The following is a 17,194-nucleotide window of genomic DNA, read 5'->3' as shown; positions in this document are numbered from 1 at the left end:
ACGGTTAAGCGACTGCCTTCGCCTTCCGCCTCCAGAACGGCCGCGCGCTTCCGGACTGCAGCACACCCCGCCGGAACAGCCTCGCGCCGACGGCAATGAAAATCGTCACCCACAACGCCTGCCAAGCCAGCGCCGCGACATGCGGCCACAGTTCCGGCGAATTCGCCGCACGCCCGGCCATCGCGAACGGCGACGACAGCGGGAACAGTTCCGCGGCGGTCGCGATCCAGCTTCCAGGATGCGAGACTGCCGCCGACGACAGCCCGAACATCGCGACCTGCAGGATCGTGATCGGCAGCGACAGCATCTGGATTTCGCGCATCGTCGTCGCCTGCGCACCGACGCCGAGGAATACCGAGCCGAGGAGGAGGTACGCCATACTGAAATATGCCGCAAATAGGAGGGCGAACATCGGCGCGCCCACCGCGGGCGTCAGGTCGCCTAGCGCGACCGCGGCGGCGGCGGGCATCAGCGACGTGATCTGCGTGACGACAGTCCCCCAGAACGCGACGAACAGCACCGCGACGCCGAACATCCCGATCAGCTTGCCGAAGAACACCGACTCTAGCGGCACCGCGGCGGCGAGCACCTCGATCACCTTGTTGTTGCGCTCCTCGGCCATCGTGCCGACGACCTGGCCCGACAGGAACAGCGTCAGGAAAAAGATCCCGAACACCGCGAAGAAGGCGGATTGGTGCTGGCCACCGACCGAGGTGGTCGAACGCGTGATCTGCGTCTTGGTCGCGGCGATCACGGGCAGCGTTCCGCCGAGCTTCTGCGCGGCGAGCGTCGTCTGTGCGAGCAGTCCGAGATAGTCCGCCGAGCGCTTCCCGCGCGGCCCGTACAGGATCTGCGGCGTATCGAGCGGGCCGTACAGTACTGCCGACGCATCGACGTCCTTCGTCTCGAACGCAGCGCGGGCTTGCGCCGCGGGATCGGCGGTCGGCGCGACGATCGACAGTTCGGGAGGCGCTTTGTCTCCGCGGAACATGCCACGCAGGCGCGTGTCGGCTTCGTCGATCGGCCGCGCGGTAGTGGCGGGGACAATCGCGATGATCCGCGTCTTGTCCTGCGCGCCGCCGCTGACGCTCGCCGCGCCCATGCCCCCGATCGCGCCGAACGATCCCATGATGACCGGCGCGAACAGGAACAGCAGGAATATCGGCGTGAACACCGTGGCGATGAAGTCGCGGCGCGCGATCGTGAACGTCTGGCGGAGGGTGCGACGGAAACGGCTCATGCTGCCTTCTCCACAGGTACATCACCGTGCTGCCCGACGATCCGGACGAACGCCTCGTGCAAGCCGGGCCGTTCGATCGACAGCCCCGAAATCCCGTATCCCGCGTCGATCAGTCTCACGAGCAAGCTCTCGATTCCTTCGTTCGGCAGCTCGAACCGCCAGCTATTCCCGTCCTGCACCGCATCCCCCGGCAAGACGCCGCGTATCGCCGGATCGGGCCGGTGCGGCGTGTAGTGGACGCGTTGCGGCAATATACCCCGAGCGTCCGCCACCGTGCCTTCGAACCGCCGCTTGCCGCCGGCGATGATTGCCAGCCGGTCGCACAGCCGCTCGGCATGGCTCATGATATGCGTCGAGAACAGGATCGTCGCGCCGCGATCGCGTTCGTTGAGGATCAGCTTTTCGAGCCGCTCCTGGTTGACCGGATCAAGCCCTGAGAACGGCTCGTCGAGCACCAGCAGATCGGGTTGGTGGACCACCGAGCCGAGCAACTGCACCAGCTGCGCCATGCCCTTCGACAGTTTTCGGATCTTTTCGTCGACCGCATGGCCGAGCCCGGCGGCTTCCATCAGCACCACCGCCCGCTCGCGCCCAGTCTTCCAGTCTAGCCCGCGCAACGCCCCCAGGAACGCGATCGCCTCGCGCGCCTTCATCGCCGGATACAGTCCGCGCTCCTCGGGAAGATAGCCGACCCGGTCGCTCGCATCGCGCGGATTGTCGTAGCCGAGCAGCGTGCGCGATCCCTCGTCGGGCTCGATGATCCCGAGCAGCATGCGCAGCGTGGTCGTCTTGCCCGCTCCGTTGGGCCCGAGCACGCCGTACACCGAGCCGCGCGGCACCATCATGTCCACCCCGTCGACCACGCGCCGATCGCCGAACCGCTTCACGATCCCGGTCGCGGTGACCGCCCATTCATCGTTCACGCGCAATCTTCCTCCCGAGGGTGGCGTCGTGGTAGCGGGCGGACGTGGCGCAAGACAAGCTGGAACACAGGCTGAAGGCCAAAGCGGCGGAACTCGGCTTCGTCGCGTGCGGGATCGCGCATGCGGGGGCGGCGCCGCGTGCCGGCGAACGGCTGCACCAGTGGCTCGCGGACGGCCGCCACGGCGACATGATCTGGATGGAGGAGCGCAAGCACCACCGCGAGAGTCCCGCCGGCCTCTGGCCTGAGGTGCGCAGCGTGATCGCGCTCGGCATGAGCTATGCGCCGAAGGACGATCCGTTGCGGCTCGCGGACGAGGGCGGGGTAGGGCGCATATCGGTCTATGCGCAGGGCCCCGATTATCACGACGTCGTGAAGCGGCAGTTGAAGGCGCTGGGGCGGTGGCTGGCGGCGGAGGCAGGGCGCGACTTGCCCCCCTTCGACCTGAAGGTGTTCGTCGACACCGCGCCGGTGATGGAAAAGCCGCTCGCCGAAGCCGCCGGGCTCGGCTGGCAAGGCAAGCACACCAACCTCGTCAGCCGCGAGCATGGTAGCTGGCTGTTCCTCGGCGCGATCTACACGACGCTCGACCTGGAACCGGACCGCGGCGGCGTTGACACCTGCGGCAGTTGCGATGCGTGCCAGACCGCGTGCCCGACCGCGGCGTTCCCTCGGCCGTACCAGCTCGATGCGCGCCGCTGCATCTCCTACCTGACGATCGAGCATGCCGGCCCGATCCCGCACGAGTTCCGCGCGGCGATCGGCAACCGCATCTACGGCTGCGACGATTGCCTGGCGGTGTGCCCCTGGAACAAGTTCGCCGCCGCCGCCAACGCGAACCTGGCCTTTCACCCCCGCGCGGAACTGATCGCGCCCGAACTCGCCGACATCCTCGCGCTTGACGACGCAAGCTTCCGCACTGTCTTCGCGGGCTCCCCGATCAAGCGCATCGGCCGTAGCAAGATGATCCGCAATGCGTTGATCGCCGCGGGCAACAGCGGCGATCCCTTCCTGATCGAACCGGTCGTGCGGCTCTTGGACGATCCCGCTTCGGTCGTCCGCGATTCCGCGATCTGGGCTCTGGCCCGGCTCGATCGCGTACGGTTCCTGGACGAACGCCCCGGCCGTGTTCTGTACGAAGCCGACGACGGCATTCGCGCTGCATGGGCGTCTGCCGACGCTATGCCAGCCGATCGGACGCCGTCGACGCCCGCGGATGCGAAGGACGCTGCCGACCTCGCGGCCGACAGCGTCCTCCCCTTTTAGGCGACGTCCCGGTCGCCCTCGGGCGCACCGATGCGGTCGTTCGCCGCGGCCCCCGAGATCTCGATCCGGCGCGGCTTCATCGCCTCGGGCACTTCACGCTTCAGGGCGATGACGAGCAGCCCGTTGTCGAAGCGCGCGTTCTGCACCTGGACGAAGTCGGCCAGCTGGAACCGGCGCTCGAAGGCGCGGGTCGCGATGCCGCGGTGCAGGAACCGGCTCTCGTCGCGGTCGTCCGGACGTCGGCCGGTCACGGTCAGCTGATTGTTCTGGGCGACGATCTCGATGTCGTCGGGACGGAAGCCCGCCACCGCCAGCGTGATCTGGTAGCTGTCCTCGCTCTCGCGCTCGATATCGAACGGCGGGTAGCCTTCCGGGGCGTCCGTCCGTGCGGTGGTTTCGAGCAGATCGAACAGCCGATCGAAGCCGACCGTCGACCGGCGATAGGGAGCGAAATCGAAGTTGGTCCTCATATCCAAATCCTCCTCATGAGCAATCTGAGCACAAGGAACACCGGAGACCGAGCCGGTGCCCTCAGGTGACGCCGGACCGAAAGATCGCGTCCGGCGGCGGCAAGGTGGTTCGACCGAAATCGCATTCAAGAGGTCGCGTAGATTTCCGCGAAGATTTTTTTGACGTTGGGATCGGACCGCAAATCAGGCGGAACGGGCGCTACCGTCCCCCCTCGCGACGGGTAAGCGCCGCCACGCAACTCGCGCGGTCGATCGCGCTGCCGTCCGGTTCGCGCGCGTCGAGATAGGTGACGCGCGGCGCATCCGATCCCTTGGGATAGAGATATGCGTCGAGCACGCAGATCCCGCTCTGGAACTGCAACTTGCGCGCGCTGCCCTCTCGCACGTCGGCGTCGGGCTGGCCGAACAGCTTGGTCAGGCCGGCGGCATCCTGGCCCAACACGCGCTCGAGCCCGACGCTCGTATACGCGATCGCCGGGCGGCCTACCGCAGGCTTGGGGACGGGGGCCGCGCAGCCCGCCAGTCCGCCGCCGAGCGCCAGCGCGATCCCCATCGTCGTCAATCGCGTCATGATCGGCCTTTGCTCGAATACTGGTGGTGGAAATAATGCGTGGCCATCGCGGCCCCCAGGACGGGCGCTGCGATGTTGACGATCGGAACCACGAACAGCCCGGTGTTCGCAAGTCCCAGCACGAACCGCCCCGGCCGCGTCGTCGCACGCCAGCCCCGCATCGCCGCCGCGTCCATATGCCGCGCCGCGACCATGTCCCCCAGGTCGCGCCCGAGCAGCCAGCCATTGATGATGAAGAACGCCGCGGCGGTGCCGACCCCGGTGACGAGCAGCGCGATATAGACCGGCAGCATCACCAGGTTGACGAGCACGACGCGGGCGGCCGACCGGAGCCCCATTGCCAGGCTGCGCGCGAAGGGGACGGGGCGAGCGGTGCGCAGGGCTTCGGGATAATGCCGCGCCTCGACCGCTTCGACGACCTCGTCCGCGAAGATCCCGACGACCGCGATCGCGACCGCGCGGAACAGCAGCCACAGCGCCAGGATCGTGACGAACAGCGCGAACGCCGCCACCAGTCCGTCTGCGTGCACGTCGAGCCACGCGGCCAGCGCGGCCTGCGTTCCCCACCACGTGGCGATGCCGAGCAACGCGAAGACGAGCAGTGTCACGACCATCGACTTGACGAACACGCGCAAGATCGGCGGATCGGTAAGCTGGCCGAGCGACAGGAGGAGGGCACGGATCATCGAGCCGGGATGCCGCGCGGTCGCGCGAAGGTCAACGCGGCTTTGGATAGCGCGCGCCGCAGGACCTGAGAACTAGAGCGTTCCTCCGTGTTCGCGAGGGAGAGATCGCGAGGACAGACCATCGCATGCGAGCCGCCGGCGGGCAGATCGCGCCGAGCGAGCACGCCAGGCGAACCCTCATCTTCGGTCCTCGGCAGCACCCCGTCCGTCCATGTCTCCCGCGGCCGGATGGACAGCCTGTTCGGCGAATACGGTGAGCGACCGGCTTCGGATAGCGCGGCGGCTAGCAAATATCGTCCCGATCCGGCACCAGTTTCCGCCCGGACCTGCTTTGACGCTGCGCAGGATACCCTGCGTCACGATAGCGACCGAACGGAGAACATCATGCCACGTACGATCGTCGATCTGTCGGTATTCCTCGAGAACGACGTGCTGTCGGACCCTCCCGGTCACGGTCCTCATATCGAGTATATCGATCACAAGGCGTCGATACCCGGCATGCTCGGGTTCTTTCCGGGGTTGCAGGCGGCCGATCTGCCCGATGGCGAGGCCTGGGCGATCGAGCGCGTGACGCTCATCACGCATAACGGCACGCATCTCGATGCGCCGTATCATTATGCCTCGACGATGGATGGCAGGAAGCGGGCGATCACGATCGACGAGGTTCCGCTCGACTGGTGCTTCCAATCCGGCGTGAAGCTGGATTTCCGGCATTTTCCCGATGGCTATGTCGCCAGCGCCGCTGACGTCGAGGCGGAACTGCAGAGGATCGGGCACACTCTGTCGCCGCTGGAGATCGTCGTCGTCAACACGCGTGCGGGCATGCGGTTCGGGCACGACGATTATGTTGCCTCGGGTTGCGGGATGGGACGCGACGCCACGCTGTACCTGACCGCGCGGGGCGTTCGCGTCACGGGAACCGATGCGTGGAGCTGGGACGCGCCGTTCGTGCACACCGCCGCCCGATATGCCGAGAGCGGCGATGCGACGCTGATCTGGGAAGGTCACAAGGCGGGGCGTGACATCGGCTATTGTCACATCGAGAAGCTGCACAATCTGGAGCAATTGCCAGCGACGGGATTCACGATCGCCTGCTTTCCGGTCAAGATTCGCGCCGCGTCGGCGGGCTGGACCCGTGCCGTCGCGATCCTGGACGGCTGATCGCGCGGCGTATCTCGGGCTTATCGAGACGTCGCCCGACCGTTAGCTCCAGCAGGAGCTCGGGTTTCGCTTGAGGTCCTCGCGTGTACCTCGCGTCGCGGGCTCGCTTGCCGCGCCGGTTGCGCCAATCCTTCGCGCGATTTACGGCAACGCTTTCCCGTCCGCCCGGAGACTTCCCCTTGTCCACCCCCACCACCGACGCTCCCACCTACGACGTCGTCGCGATCGGCAATGCCATCGTCGACATCCTAAGCACCGCCGATGACGCATTCATCGAAGAGATCGGCGTCGCCAAGGGCTCGATGCAGCTCATGTTCTCGTCCGAGGAAGCCGACGCGCTCTACGCCAAGATGGGCCCGGGCATGGAAATCTCCGGCGGCTCGGCGGCGAACACCGTCGCCGGCATCGCCGCGCTCGGTGGCAAATGCGGGTTCATCGGCCAGGTCGCCGACGATCAGCTCGGCCAGGTCTTCGCGCATGACGTCCGCAGCATCGGCATCGAGTTCGCCACGCCCGTCCGCGCCGGCGACCCGACCACCGGCCGCTGCCTGATCTTCGTCACCCCCGACGGCCAGCGCACGATGAACACCTTCCTCGGCGCAGGGCAATTCCTGCCTGCCGCCGCGATCGACACCGCGATGATTGCCGACAGCGCGATCCTGTATCTCGAAGGCTATCTCTGGGATCCTGAAGAGCCGCGCGCCGCGATGCGCGCCGCGATCGATTGTGCGCGTGATGCAGGCCGGAAGGTCGCGTTCACGCTCAGCGACGTGTTCTGCATCTCGCGCCACGGTGGTGATTTCCGCCAACTGCTCAGCGATGGCCTGATCGACATCCTGTTCGCGAACGAGGGCGAACTCGCCGCGCTCGCAGAGACCGAAGACTTCGACGCAGCGGTCGCCAAGATCTCGGCACAGGTCCCGACTTTGGTCGTCACCCGCGGCGAGCACGGCGCCTGCGCGCTCCAGAACGGCAACCGCGCCGAGGTCAAGGCCGAGCCGATCACCAAGGTCGTCGACACCACCGGCGCGGGCGACCTGTTCGCGGCGGGCTTCCTCCACGGTCAGGCGCAGGGCCACGACCTGCACGCATCGCTCAAGCTCGGCGCGGTCTGCGCGGCCGAGATCATCAGCCATGTCGGCGCCCGCCCGATGGTCGACATGAAGGTGCTCGCCGCCAAGCATATCGGCTGAAGCATGTGTACCCGCGAAGCCGGGGACACAGACTGGGCTCCCGCTTTCGCGAGAGAATAAGCTTTCTAGCGCAGGCAAAAAAAAGGGCCGCGGGAGTTTCCTCCCGCGGCCCTTTCTGCGTCCGGTCTCAGTGCGAGCCCGGCGGCGCTCGGTCGTCCTCTGCTACGCCATCGTCGAGCCCCAGCCCGACATGGCTGCGCGAGCGGCTGTAGAGGAAGTAGATCGCCAACCCGATCGCGCCCCAGCCCGGCAGCACCAGCTTGGCGGTCAGCGGCAGTGACAGATACAGCCCGATGCAGCCGATGATCGCGAGCGGCGCGACGATGTATACTGCCGGCGTGCGGAACGGACGCTTGCGTGCCGGATCGGTCTTGCGCAGCACCATTACCGAGATCGCCACCATCATGAACGCGAACAGCGTGCCCGCGTTCGAATAATCGGCGAGCTTGCCGACCGGCAGCACCGCCGCGGCGATCGCCGCAGCGATACCCGTCACGACCGTCACCACATGCGGGGTACGGAACTTCGGATGGATCGACGCGAGCTTGGCTGGCAACAAACCGTCGCGGGCCATCGTGAAGAACACACGGGTTTGGCCGAACATCATCATGAGCACGACCGACGGCAGCGCCAGCACCGCGGCAAGCCCGACCAGCCGGCCCATGATCGGCCAGTTGATGACCTGAAGCACATGGACGAGCGCTTCCTTCGAGCACACCAGCGGCTCCATCGCGCCGCCTGCGACGATTGCCGCACAACGCCCGGCCATCTCGGCCGAACCCGGTGCCAGCACGCCGCCATCGGCGGTCGTCACCGGGTTCGCACCGATCGCACCGATCGCACCCGATGCGACCAGCAGGTAAAATAACGTACAGATGCCGAGGCTGGCGATCAGCCCGATCGGCACGTTGCGCTGCGGGTTCTTGGTCTCCTCGGCGGCCGTCGAAACCGCATCAAATCCGACATAGGCAAAGAAGATCGACGCCGCCGCACCCAGCACGCCGACACCCGACGAACTCAGCGGGTTGCCGACGCCGTAGGGCAGGAACGGGTGGAAATTGTCCGCCTTCAGAACCGGGATGGTCAGCGCGATGAACGCGGTCAGCGCGGCAATCTTGATCAGTACCAGCACCGCGTTGACGCGTGCGCTCTCGGTCGTTCCGACCACCAGCAGCCACGTGACGAGCGCGATGACGATCACCGCGGGCAGGTTGATAAAGCCGCCGACCGTCATCGCGGTCTGCAAATCGACATTAGGTGTCGCGCCGAACGCGACCTGGACGTTCGCCATCAACGCGTCGGCGTTGCGCAAGGCGTTGGGGATATGGAAGCCGATCCCGTCGAGCAATCCGGCCAGATGGTTCGACCACCCGACCGCAACCGCGCTGGCGCCGACCGCATATTCGAGGATCAGCGCCCAGCCGACCATCCAGGCGAGCAACTCACCCGTCACCGCATAGGTGTAGGTGTAGGCGGAGCCCGACACCGGTACCATCGACGCGAGTTCGGAATAGCAGAGCGCTGCGACCGCACAGACGAACCCTGCGACGACGAAGCTCAGCAACATGCCCGGGCCGGCTTTCTGCGCGGCTTCGGACGTCAGCACGAAGATACCCGTGCCGATCACTGCGCCGACGCCCAGCAGGGTCAGCTGAAACGCGCTGAGCGTTCGTGCCAACCCCTTTTTCTCTGCCGTCGCCAGAATGGCGTCCAGCGATTTTACGCGACCAAAAATCAACGCGGTGTCCCCCGGGGATAGCGAGGGCCAGGTCAAAAGGCCCCCTTGCTCAAGCCCCCGAGCCTAATGGCAATTTTGTTACGTGCAATCCTTTAGTGGCGGCAAGCTGACCTATCGCGCGAGCATCGGCCCGAAAGGGCGGCCGCCGAAGACATGAACGTGCAGATGCGGCACTTCCTGGTTCCCGTGCTGGCCGATATTGGCGAGCAGGCGATAGCCCGGCTCGACCAGCCCCGCCGCGCGCGCCACTGCGCCGACCGCGCGGATGAACCCGGCAATCTCCGCATCGGGCGCGCGTGCGGAAAAATCGTCCCACGACACGTACGCACCCCTGGGGATCACGAGCAGGTGCGTCGGCGCCTGCGGGTTGATGTCGTGAAAGGCGATCGCGAAGTCGTCTTCGTACACCCGCTTAGACGGGATTTCGCCGCGCAGGATCTTCGCGAAGATATTCTGGTCGTCGTAAGGCTGGGTGGCGTCGATCGGCATATGTATTCCCCTCCCGCCTGCGGGAGGGGTTAGGGGAGGGGCTTGCCTTCCCGATCCCGGCGGAGCGTGTGCGTCATGCCCTCCCCCGACCCCTCCCGCAAGCGGAAGGGGGAGCAGGTCACCCCGTCCGCCCGGCCTTTTCGACCAGCCCGCCGACACCCTCGCGTCGTTCCAGTTCCGCGCGCACGTCGTCCAGGCTCAGCCCTGCATCGGCCAGCAGCACCGCGAGATGGAACATCAGGTCCGCCGCTTCCGGCACAATGCTCGCTTCGTAGTTCGAGCACGCCGCGATCACCGTCTCGACGGCTTCTTCGCCGAGCTTCTGCGCGATCTTGGGGCGGCCTTTCGCAAACAGGCTCGCGGTGTACGAGGTGTCGGCGGGCGCATCGCGGCGCGCGCGGATGGTCGCTTCGAGGCGGTCGAATACGGGGTCTGCCATGGCGCGCGTGCTGACGCAGCCGGGCAGGCGGGTCAATCCTTGTTCGGTGGGACCTTGTCCGGCGGGGTCTCGTTCGGCGAGCGCTTCCGGACGACAGCACCATCGAGCCCGCGAGCCTTGGCAAACCGTTTCCGCAACGCGCGTCGCACCTGCCAGACCGCGATGGCGGCGAACACGAACAGCGCGACGTCCGACACTTCATATCCGGTCAACGGATGCGCGACGCCGCTGTGTCCTGACTCGACCGCGAGGACCAGAAGCGCCAGCATCGTTGTCAGCCTCTAGCGAGCGGCGGCACGCCAACCGGCGTTCGTACGGGGATGCCGGCCGCCGCCAGCGCGGCGTGCGCATCGCCGATCGACGCCTGTCCGAAATGGAAGATCGACGCCGCCAGCACCGCGCTTGCATGCCCGTCCCGGATACCCGCGACCAGGTCGTCGAGCCCGCCGACCCCGCCGCTCGCCACCAACGGTACGCTCACCCGGTCCGCAATCGCCCGGATCAGCTCGAGGTCGTAGCCACTGCGCGTCCCGTCACGGTCCATCGACGTGACGAGCAACTCGCCCGCGCCCAGTTCGGCGAGCTTCAGCGCATGCGCGATCGCATCGATCCCGGTCGCGCGTCGTCCGCCATGTGTAAACACTTCCCAGCCTTCGCCAGACCGCCGCGCATCGACACTAGCGACACAGCACTGGCTGCCGAACCGCTCCGCGATATCCGCAACCAGTTCCGGCCGCTCCACCGCCGCGGAGTTGACCGCCACCTTGTCCGCCCCCGCCAGTAACAGCGCACGCGCATCATCCGCCGTCCGCACCCCGCCGCCGACTGTAAGCGGCATGAAGCACACCGCCGCGGTCCGTCTCACGACGTCGAGAATCGTCCCCCGACCCTCATGGCTTGCCCCAATATCGAGGAAGCACAGCTCGTCCGCCCCGGCCGCGTCATACGCTCGCGCCTGCTCGACCGGATCGCCCGCATCGCGCAGTTCGACGAAGTTGACGCCCTTCACCACGCGCCCGTCTGCGACGTCGAGACACGGAATGACACGCGCGCGGACCGTCATGCCCTGTGCCGAAGGTTTTGTTCACGCGGAGACGCGAAGACGCGGAAACGCGGCAAAGCCGCTAAGAATGATTCACGCGAAGGCGCAAAGGCGCGAAGAGTAAGAGTGTGAGGCAGACCTGACTTCTGCTCACTCTTCGCGCCTTTGCGCCTTCGCGTGAAGAAATCTCTGCCTGCGGCGCCACAAGTCGCTCCGCGTCTCCGCGTCTCCGCAGGAATGATCATGCAGCCTTCGCCACGCTCAACGCCGCCGCGAGATCGAGCCGCCCGTCGTACAGCGCCCGCCCCGTGATCACGCCCTCGACCCCATCCCGCACATGCAAAGCCAGCACGTGGATCTCGGCAATCCCCTTGACCCCACCGCTGGCGATCACCGGAATGTCCACCGACCGCGCCAGATCGACCGTCGCGTCGACGTTGCACCCCTTCAGCATCCCGTCGCGCCCGACATCGGTGAACAGCAACGACGCCACCCCCGCATCCTCGAACCGCCGCGCCAGATCGACTGCGCTGGTGGTCGACACGTCCGCCCAGCCCTTGGTCGCGACCATGCCGTCCTTCGCGTCGACCGCGACGACGATCCCGCCCGGAAAATCCTTCGCCACGCCGCGCACGAACTCGGGGTCCTCCAGCGCCGCCGTCCCGATCACCACGCGAGACACGCCGACGTCGAACCAGCCCTCAACGCTCGCCCGCGTCCGGATCCCGCCGCCAAGCTGCACATGCCCCGGAAACTGCGCGACGATCGCCCGAACCGCATCGCCATTGACCGAAGCCCCCGCAAACGCGCCGTCGAGATCGACCACGTGCAGATGCTCCGCACCGGCCTCGGCGAACAGCATCGCCTGCGCCGCCGGATCGTCGCCATAGACGGTCGCCCGGTCCATATCGCCCTCGGCGAGACGCACCACCTGACCCGCCTTGAGGTCGATCGCAGGAAAGATAATCAGGCTCACGGCCGCCACTCCAGGAAACGTTCGAGCAAGGCCAGGCCGTAGCGCTGGCTCTTCTCAGGATGAAACTGCACGCCGATCATCGTGTCGCGACCGATCGCCGCGGTGACCGCACCGGCATGGTCGGTGGTCGCGAGCACGTCAGCGCCTTCGAACGCGAAACTATGCAGGAAATACGCCTCGCCCGGCTCGATCAGCGGATGCGCGACGGACGGAACGACATCGTTCCACCCCATATGCGGCACCTTTGCCTCCATCGTCCCCGGCTCCAGCCGTCGCACGCGTCCCGAAACCCAGCCAAGCCCGTCATGCGTCCCCATCTCTTCCCCTGCATCGGCCATCAACTGCATGCCGACGCAGATCCCGAGAAACGGCGCACCCTCGTCGCGAACCCGACGGTTCAGCGCCTCGACCATCCCCGGCACCGCGCGCAGCGCCGCCGCGCACGCGCCGTACGCGCCAACACCCGGCAAAACGATTCGGTCAGCCTTCGCCACGACATCGGCATCCGCCGTGACGGTCAGATTGACACAACCCGCAGTTCGCAGCGCGTTTTCGACCGAATGGAGATTGCCAGCGCCGTAATCGATCAGCGCGAGCGTCACAGGATCCCCTTGGTCGACGGAATCGCGTCGGCCTTGCGCGGATCGATCTCGATCGCGGTCCGCAGCGCGCGCGCGACGCCCTTGAATGCGGCCTCGGCGATGTGGTGGTTGTTGGTCCCGTACAGCGTCTCGACGTGCAGCGTGATGCCGGCCGCCTGCGCGAAACTGTGGAAGAAGTGCTCGAACATCTCGGTATCCATGCCGCCCAAGCGCTTCTGCGAGAACAGGTCCTTCCACACCAGCCAAGGCCGCCCGGAAATATCCAGCGCCACCCGCGTCAGCGTCTCGTCCATCGGCGACAGCGCATCGCCGTACCGCGCGATGCCCCGTTTATCGCCGAGCGCCTGCGCGAACGCCTGGCCGATCGCGATGCCGGTATCCTCGACGGTGTGGTGCTCGTCGATATGCAGGTCGCCCTTGGTCCGCACGCGAATGTCGATCAGCGAGTGGCGCGACAATTGTTCGAGCATGTGATCGAAGAAACCGACCCCGGTCTCGACGTCGTACACGCCGGTCCCATCGAGGTTCACGGTGACGTCGATCGCCGTCTCGGCGGTGGAGCGGGTGATCGTGGCGGTGCGCATGCCACCTCCCATAACGTCCGCCACGACGCATGCAATCTTGACCGGCATCCGAATGGCGCTACCCAAGGGATATGACCGATGGACTGCCCGATAGCCTGATTCCGTACGACGAGATCGTACAAGAAGCCCTGCGTGCCGTGGTCGGCCGCGTGCTCGGTTCGGTCGCGGAGGCCGGCGGGCTTCCCGGCGAGCATCATTTCTACATCACATTCAAGACGCAGGCGCCGGGAGTCGACATCCCCAAGCGCTTGATCGAGCGCTTCCCGGACGAGATGACGATCGTCATGCAGAACCGCTACTGGGACCTCATCGTCGACGACGAGCGCTTCTCGATCGGGCTGTCGTTCAATCAGGTCCCGTCGAAGCTGGTGATCCCATACTCGGCGATCACTGCGTTCCAGGACCCGGCGGTAAGCTTCGAACTCCGCTTCCAGGCGCAGGAGGGTGCGGACGGCGCGCTAGGCGACCACGACGAAGCCGAAAACGACGGCCCGACGGCGGTCCCAATCGAAGACGGCTCGAACGTCGTAGCCGTGGATTTCAAACGGAAGAAGTGACCCAAACTCCCTCGCCCCTTCGGGGAGAGGGAAGGGGCCCGCCGCACTTGCGGTGGGAAGGGAGAGGGGAGTGAGGCTCGGGACGGTTCATCCCAACGGCCCCTCTCCCTTCCGTCGCAAGCGCTCCTCCCTCCCTCTCCCCGGAGGGGCGAGGGACCCACGCACGCTACGGAAGGTTGACCCCGCATGACCCAAACCCGCACAGAAACCGACACGATCGGCCCGATCGAAGTCCCCGCCGCCTCCTATTGGGGCGCCCAAACCGAACGCAGCATCGAGAACTTCCCCTTCGCCACCCGCGAACGCATGCCGATCGAGATCGTCCACGCGCTTGCGCTCGTCAAACAAGCCGCCGCCCGCGTAAACCGCTCGCACGGCCTCGACGAAACCATCGCCACCGCCATCGACTCCGCCGCGCAGGAAGTCATCGACGGCAAGCTCGACGATCAGTTCCCCCTCGTCATCTGGCAGACCGGCAGCGGCACGCAGTCGAACATGAACGCCAACGAGGTCATCGCCGGCCGCGCGAACGAGGTCCTCACCGGCGCCCGCGGCGGCAAGTCGCCGGTCCACCCCAACGACCACGTCAACATGAGCCAGTCGTCCAACGACAGCTTCCCGACCGCGCTCCACATCGCCGCCGCGATCGCCACCACCCACCGCCTGATCCCCGCCCTCAACAAGCTCCACGCCGCGCTCGACGCGAAGGCCAACGCCTGGGACGACATCGTCAAGATTGGCCGCACGCACCTCCAGGACGCGACGCCGCTGACGCTCGGCCAGGAATTCTCCGGCTATGCGAACCAGCTCTACCGCTGCCGTCACCGCATCGAGCCCGCGATCAGCCACGGCATGGTCATCCTCGCGCAGGGCGGCACCGCGGTCGGCACCGGACTCAACGCCCCCGCCGGCTTCGGCGACGCGATCGCGCACGAACTGGCCGAGATCACCGGCCTGCCGTTCGTCAGCGCCCGCAACAAGTTCGAGGCGCTCGCGTCGAACGATCCGCTCGTGCACCTGTCCGGCACGCTCAACACGCTAGCGGTCGCGCTGACCAAGATCGCCAACGACATCCGTCTGCTCGGCTCGGGTCCGCGCTGCGGCTTCGGCGAGATCGACCTTCCCGCCAATGAGCCCGGCAGCTCGATCATGCCCGGCAAGGTGAACCCCACCCAGTGCGAGATGCTGACGATGGTCGCGGGCCAGGTGATGGGCAACCACGTCGCGGTCACCGTCGGCGGGATGCAGGGCCATCTCGAATTGAACGTGTTCAAGCCGCTGATCGGCGCCAACGTCCTGCGCTCGATCGACCTGCTGGCGACGGCGATGGAAGGATTCGCGGAACGCTGCGTCGATGGAATCGAACCCAATCGCGGCCGCATCACGGACCTGCTCGACCGTTCGCTGATGCTCGTCACCGCGCTGGCGCCTGAGATCGGCTACGATGCCGCCGCGAAGATCGCCAAATACGCGCACGCCGAAGGGCTGACGCTGAAGGAGGCGGGGCTCGCGCTGGGGTTGGTCGATGCCGAGACTTTCGACCGCGTCGTCAAACCCGAATCGATGCTCGGCCGCTAACGCCTCCGCACTCACACCGTCATCCTGACGAAAGTCAGGACCCAGAGCCACGATCGGCCCGCTCAGTAATCCTGGGTCCTGACTTTCGTCAGGATGACGGATGATGGTGGCGCGTGGGAACCCAATCCTCCGCCAAGCGCTAACCCGCCACACGGACAGGAGAAATTACGTGGGCGCAACGACCATAGGCGCGCTGATCGGCGCAGGCATCGACTCGCTCAGCGGCGACGACGGCAACGCGGACGGCGCGATCATCGGTGCGATCACCGCCAACGTACTCAAGGTCGTCGTGCCGCTAGCCGTGACCTACGCGATCGGCTGGGCAGTGCTGCGCGGTGCAGCGGAACTCAAGGACCAGGTTTTCGGGGAGTCAGAAGCATGATCGGACGTATTATCAGTGCATTGGTCGGCCGCGAGATGGGCCGTCGCGACGGTTCGGGCGGCGCATCGGGCGCAGTCAAAGGCGTGGTCGCAATGAGCGTACTGCGTCGCATGGGCCCGCTCGGCATGGTCCTCGGCGGCGGTTACGCAGCCAAGAAGGCCTATGATCGCAACAAGGCACGCAAGGCCGGCTATTAATCCGCCTTCGTAATACCACGCGCGGGCCGCGCATGGGTTGACGCCCATATGCGGTCCGCGGCAAGGGCGCGCATGCCCCACACACTTCCGTCCGACCCACATGGTTTCCGTCGTCGCGGAGTCCTGTTCGTCCTGTCCTCGCCGTCCGGTGCCGGCAAGTCGACCATCGCGCGCAGATTGCTCGCGGACGAGCATGAACTCGAGATGTCGGTCTCGGTTACGACCCGGTCGGTGCGACCCGGCGAAGTCGACGGCAAGGACTATCATTTCACCGATCTCGAGGGCTTCCGCGACATGGTCGCGAAGGACGAGTTCCTCGAATGGGCGCACGTTTTCAACCACCGCTACGGCACCCCGCGCGCGCAGGTCGAGGAACTGCTCGCAGCCGGCAAGGATGTGCTGTTCGACATCGATTGGCAGGGCGCGCAACAGCTGTTCCAGATCGCCGGCGGCGACGTCGTCCGCGTCTTCATCTTCCCGCCCTCGATGGAGGAGTTGCACCGCCGCCTCACCAGCCGCGGCACCGATTCGGAAGAGGTGATCGAAGCCCGCATGTCGCGCGCGGCGAACGAGGTCAGCCACTGGGACGGCTATGATTATGTGCTGGTTAACGACGACGTCGACAGCTGCATCCGCGGCGTGAAGACGATCCTGGCCGCGGAGCGTCTGAAGCGCTCACGCCAGACCGGCTTGATCGGTTTCATCCGCCGCCTGACCCGCTGAGGCTCGACGCAACGCCCCCCAACCCGTCATCCCAGCAAAAGCTGGGATCTCCCCGTTCCGGGTCGCAGTATTCGCCAACGGGGATACCCCAGCTTCCGCTGGGGTGACGAACGTGTTTGAGCGGGGTGCCGGATTTGGCGCCGAGCATACCCCAAGATCCGTCCTCCCAGCGAAAGCTGGGATCTCCTCGTTCCGGGTCGCAGCACCCGCCACCGGGATACCCCAGCTTCCGCTGGGGCGACGAGCGCATTTGAGCGGGGTGCCAGATTTGGCGCTGAGCATACCCAAGATTCGTCATCCCGGCGAAAGCTGGGATCTCCCCGTTCCGCGTCGCAGCATTCGCCAACCGGGATACCCGAGCTTCCGTTGGGCAACGAA

At 66.3% G+C, this 17,194-nt stretch carries 21 protein-coding genes; 8 read left to right on the top strand and 13 right to left on the bottom strand.

Annotated elements, in window-relative coordinates; translation table 11 throughout:
- Positions 1 to 4: 4 nt before the first annotated feature.
- Positions 5 to 1,240, bottom strand: a complete 1,236-nt coding sequence (locus tag C8J45_RS14450) for an ABC transporter permease (RefSeq protein ID WP_107963829.1) — start codon at positions 1,238 to 1,240, stop codon at positions 5 to 7.
- The gene (locus C8J45_RS14445; RefSeq protein WP_107963828.1) at positions 1,237 to 2,163 is read right to left on the bottom strand and encodes an ABC transporter ATP-binding protein; all 927 of its coding nucleotides are present in this window, start codon (positions 2,161 to 2,163) and stop codon (positions 1,237 to 1,239) included. Before C8J45_RS14445 ends, C8J45_RS14450 begins: the two co-directional genes overlap by 4 nt.
- Positions 2,164 to 2,207: 44 nt before the next feature.
- On the opposite strand from C8J45_RS14445, the gene queG reads away from it, so the two are divergent.
- Positions 2,208 to 3,428 carry a tRNA epoxyqueuosine(34) reductase QueG gene (queG, locus tag C8J45_RS14440; protein WP_107963827.1) on the top strand — a complete coding sequence of 407 codons (1,221 nt, stop codon included), beginning with the start codon at positions 2,208 to 2,210 and terminating at the stop codon, positions 3,426 to 3,428.
- On the opposite strand, the gene C8J45_RS14435 is transcribed toward queG, so the two are convergent.
- From C8J45_RS14435 to C8J45_RS14425, 3 genes are all read right to left on the bottom strand, one after another.
- Positions 3,425 to 3,898 (bottom strand): Hsp20 family protein, encoded by a 474-nt coding sequence (locus C8J45_RS14435; RefSeq protein ID WP_107963826.1) that lies wholly within the window; start codon positions 3,896 to 3,898, stop codon positions 3,425 to 3,427. The two genes, queG and C8J45_RS14435, sit on opposite strands and share 4 nt — an antisense overlap.
- A gap of 199 nt (positions 3,899 to 4,097) precedes the next feature.
- Positions 4,098 to 4,469 (bottom strand): hypothetical protein, encoded by a 372-nt coding sequence (locus C8J45_RS14430; RefSeq protein WP_374956449.1) that lies wholly within the window; start codon positions 4,467 to 4,469, stop codon positions 4,098 to 4,100.
- On the bottom strand, positions 4,466 to 5,155 hold the full coding sequence (locus C8J45_RS14425) for an EI24 domain-containing protein (RefSeq protein WP_107963825.1): 690 nt from the start codon (positions 5,153 to 5,155) through the stop codon (positions 4,466 to 4,468). Before C8J45_RS14425 ends, C8J45_RS14430 begins: the two co-directional genes overlap by 4 nt.
- A gap of 384 nt (positions 5,156 to 5,539) precedes the next feature.
- Between C8J45_RS14425 and C8J45_RS14420 the strand changes: the two genes are divergently transcribed.
- Together C8J45_RS14420 and C8J45_RS14415 are read left to right on the top strand one after the other, a co-directional pair.
- Complete coding sequence (locus tag C8J45_RS14420; RefSeq protein ID WP_107963874.1) at positions 5,540 to 6,316, top strand: cyclase family protein; 777 nt, start codon at positions 5,540 to 5,542, stop codon at positions 6,314 to 6,316.
- A gap of 179 nt (positions 6,317 to 6,495) precedes the next feature.
- Positions 6,496 to 7,509, top strand: coding sequence for an adenosine kinase (locus C8J45_RS14415; protein ID WP_107963824.1), 1,014 nt, complete (start codon positions 6,496 to 6,498; stop codon positions 7,507 to 7,509).
- A 127-nt stretch (positions 7,510 to 7,636) separates the two neighbouring features.
- Here C8J45_RS14415 and C8J45_RS14410 read toward each other — a convergent pair whose 3' ends face one another.
- The 8 genes from C8J45_RS14410 to hisB form a co-directional block, all read right to left on the bottom strand.
- A complete protein-coding gene (locus C8J45_RS14410; RefSeq protein ID WP_107963823.1) occupies positions 7,637 to 9,247 on the bottom strand; it encodes an amino acid permease in 1,611 nt (536 codons plus the stop codon).
- Positions 9,248 to 9,358: 111 nt separating this feature from the next.
- Positions 9,359 to 9,736 carry an HIT domain-containing protein gene (locus C8J45_RS14405; RefSeq protein ID WP_107963822.1) on the bottom strand — a complete coding sequence of 126 codons (378 nt, stop codon included), beginning with the start codon at positions 9,734 to 9,736 and terminating at the stop codon, positions 9,359 to 9,361.
- A 118-nt stretch (positions 9,737 to 9,854) separates the two neighbouring features.
- The gene (locus C8J45_RS14400) at positions 9,855 to 10,175 is read right to left on the bottom strand and encodes a phosphoribosyl-ATP diphosphatase (protein ID WP_107963821.1); all 321 of its coding nucleotides are present in this window, start codon (positions 10,173 to 10,175) and stop codon (positions 9,855 to 9,857) included.
- Between the two features lie 32 nt (positions 10,176 to 10,207).
- Positions 10,208 to 10,444: a hypothetical protein gene (locus C8J45_RS14395; RefSeq protein WP_107963820.1), complete on the bottom strand. Its 237-nt coding sequence runs from the start codon at positions 10,442 to 10,444 to the stop codon at positions 10,208 to 10,210.
- 5 nt (positions 10,445 to 10,449) lie between these two features.
- Positions 10,450 to 11,238 (bottom strand): imidazole glycerol phosphate synthase subunit HisF, encoded by a 789-nt coding sequence (hisF, locus tag C8J45_RS14390; protein WP_107963819.1) that lies wholly within the window; start codon positions 11,236 to 11,238, stop codon positions 10,450 to 10,452.
- Between the two features lie 220 nt (positions 11,239 to 11,458).
- Positions 11,459 to 12,193 carry a 1-(5-phosphoribosyl)-5-[(5-phosphoribosylamino)methylideneamino]imidazole-4-carboxamide isomerase gene (gene hisA / locus C8J45_RS14385; protein WP_107963873.1) on the bottom strand — a complete coding sequence of 245 codons (735 nt, stop codon included), beginning with the start codon at positions 12,191 to 12,193 and terminating at the stop codon, positions 11,459 to 11,461.
- Positions 12,190 to 12,795: an imidazole glycerol phosphate synthase subunit HisH gene (gene hisH / locus C8J45_RS14380; protein WP_107963818.1), complete on the bottom strand. Its 606-nt coding sequence runs from the start codon at positions 12,793 to 12,795 to the stop codon at positions 12,190 to 12,192. The genes hisA and hisH overlap by 4 nt, the downstream gene beginning before the upstream one ends.
- Complete coding sequence (hisB, locus tag C8J45_RS14375) at positions 12,792 to 13,379, bottom strand: imidazoleglycerol-phosphate dehydratase HisB (protein ID WP_056052090.1); 588 nt, start codon at positions 13,377 to 13,379, stop codon at positions 12,792 to 12,794. Before hisB ends, hisH begins: the two co-directional genes overlap by 4 nt.
- Before the next feature lie 71 nt (positions 13,380 to 13,450).
- Here hisB and C8J45_RS14370 point away from each other — a divergent pair, with 71 nt between their 5' ends.
- The 5 genes from C8J45_RS14370 (at position 13,451) to gmk (ending at position 16,816) form a co-directional block, all read left to right on the top strand.
- Positions 13,451 to 13,936, top strand: a complete 486-nt coding sequence (locus C8J45_RS14370; protein WP_107963817.1) for an SspB family protein — start codon at positions 13,451 to 13,453, stop codon at positions 13,934 to 13,936.
- A gap of 186 nt (positions 13,937 to 14,122) precedes the next feature.
- On the top strand, positions 14,123 to 15,514 hold the full coding sequence (gene fumC / locus C8J45_RS14365; protein ID WP_107963816.1) for a class II fumarate hydratase: 1,392 nt from the start codon (positions 14,123 to 14,125) through the stop codon (positions 15,512 to 15,514).
- 169 nt (positions 15,515 to 15,683) lie between these two features.
- On the top strand, positions 15,684 to 15,896 hold the full coding sequence (locus tag C8J45_RS14360; protein WP_056489740.1) for a hypothetical protein: 213 nt from the start codon (positions 15,684 to 15,686) through the stop codon (positions 15,894 to 15,896).
- Positions 15,893 to 16,093, top strand: coding sequence for a hypothetical protein (locus C8J45_RS14355; RefSeq protein ID WP_056065647.1), 201 nt, complete (start codon positions 15,893 to 15,895; stop codon positions 16,091 to 16,093). The genes C8J45_RS14360 and C8J45_RS14355 overlap by 4 nt, the downstream gene beginning before the upstream one ends.
- 72 nt (positions 16,094 to 16,165) lie before the next feature.
- Entirely contained in the window at positions 16,166 to 16,816 is a 651-nt protein-coding gene (gene gmk / locus C8J45_RS14350; protein WP_056489738.1) for a guanylate kinase, read from the top strand.
- The last annotated feature ends 378 nt before the right edge of the window (positions 16,817 to 17,194 follow it).

The organism is Sphingomonas sp. PP-CE-3G-477, assembly GCF_003050745.1.
Lineage (GTDB): Bacteria > Pseudomonadota > Alphaproteobacteria > Sphingomonadales > Sphingomonadaceae > Sphingomonas.
The sequence above is the reverse complement of the archived record's forward strand: the minus strand, read 5'-3'. Positions and strand labels throughout refer to the sequence as shown.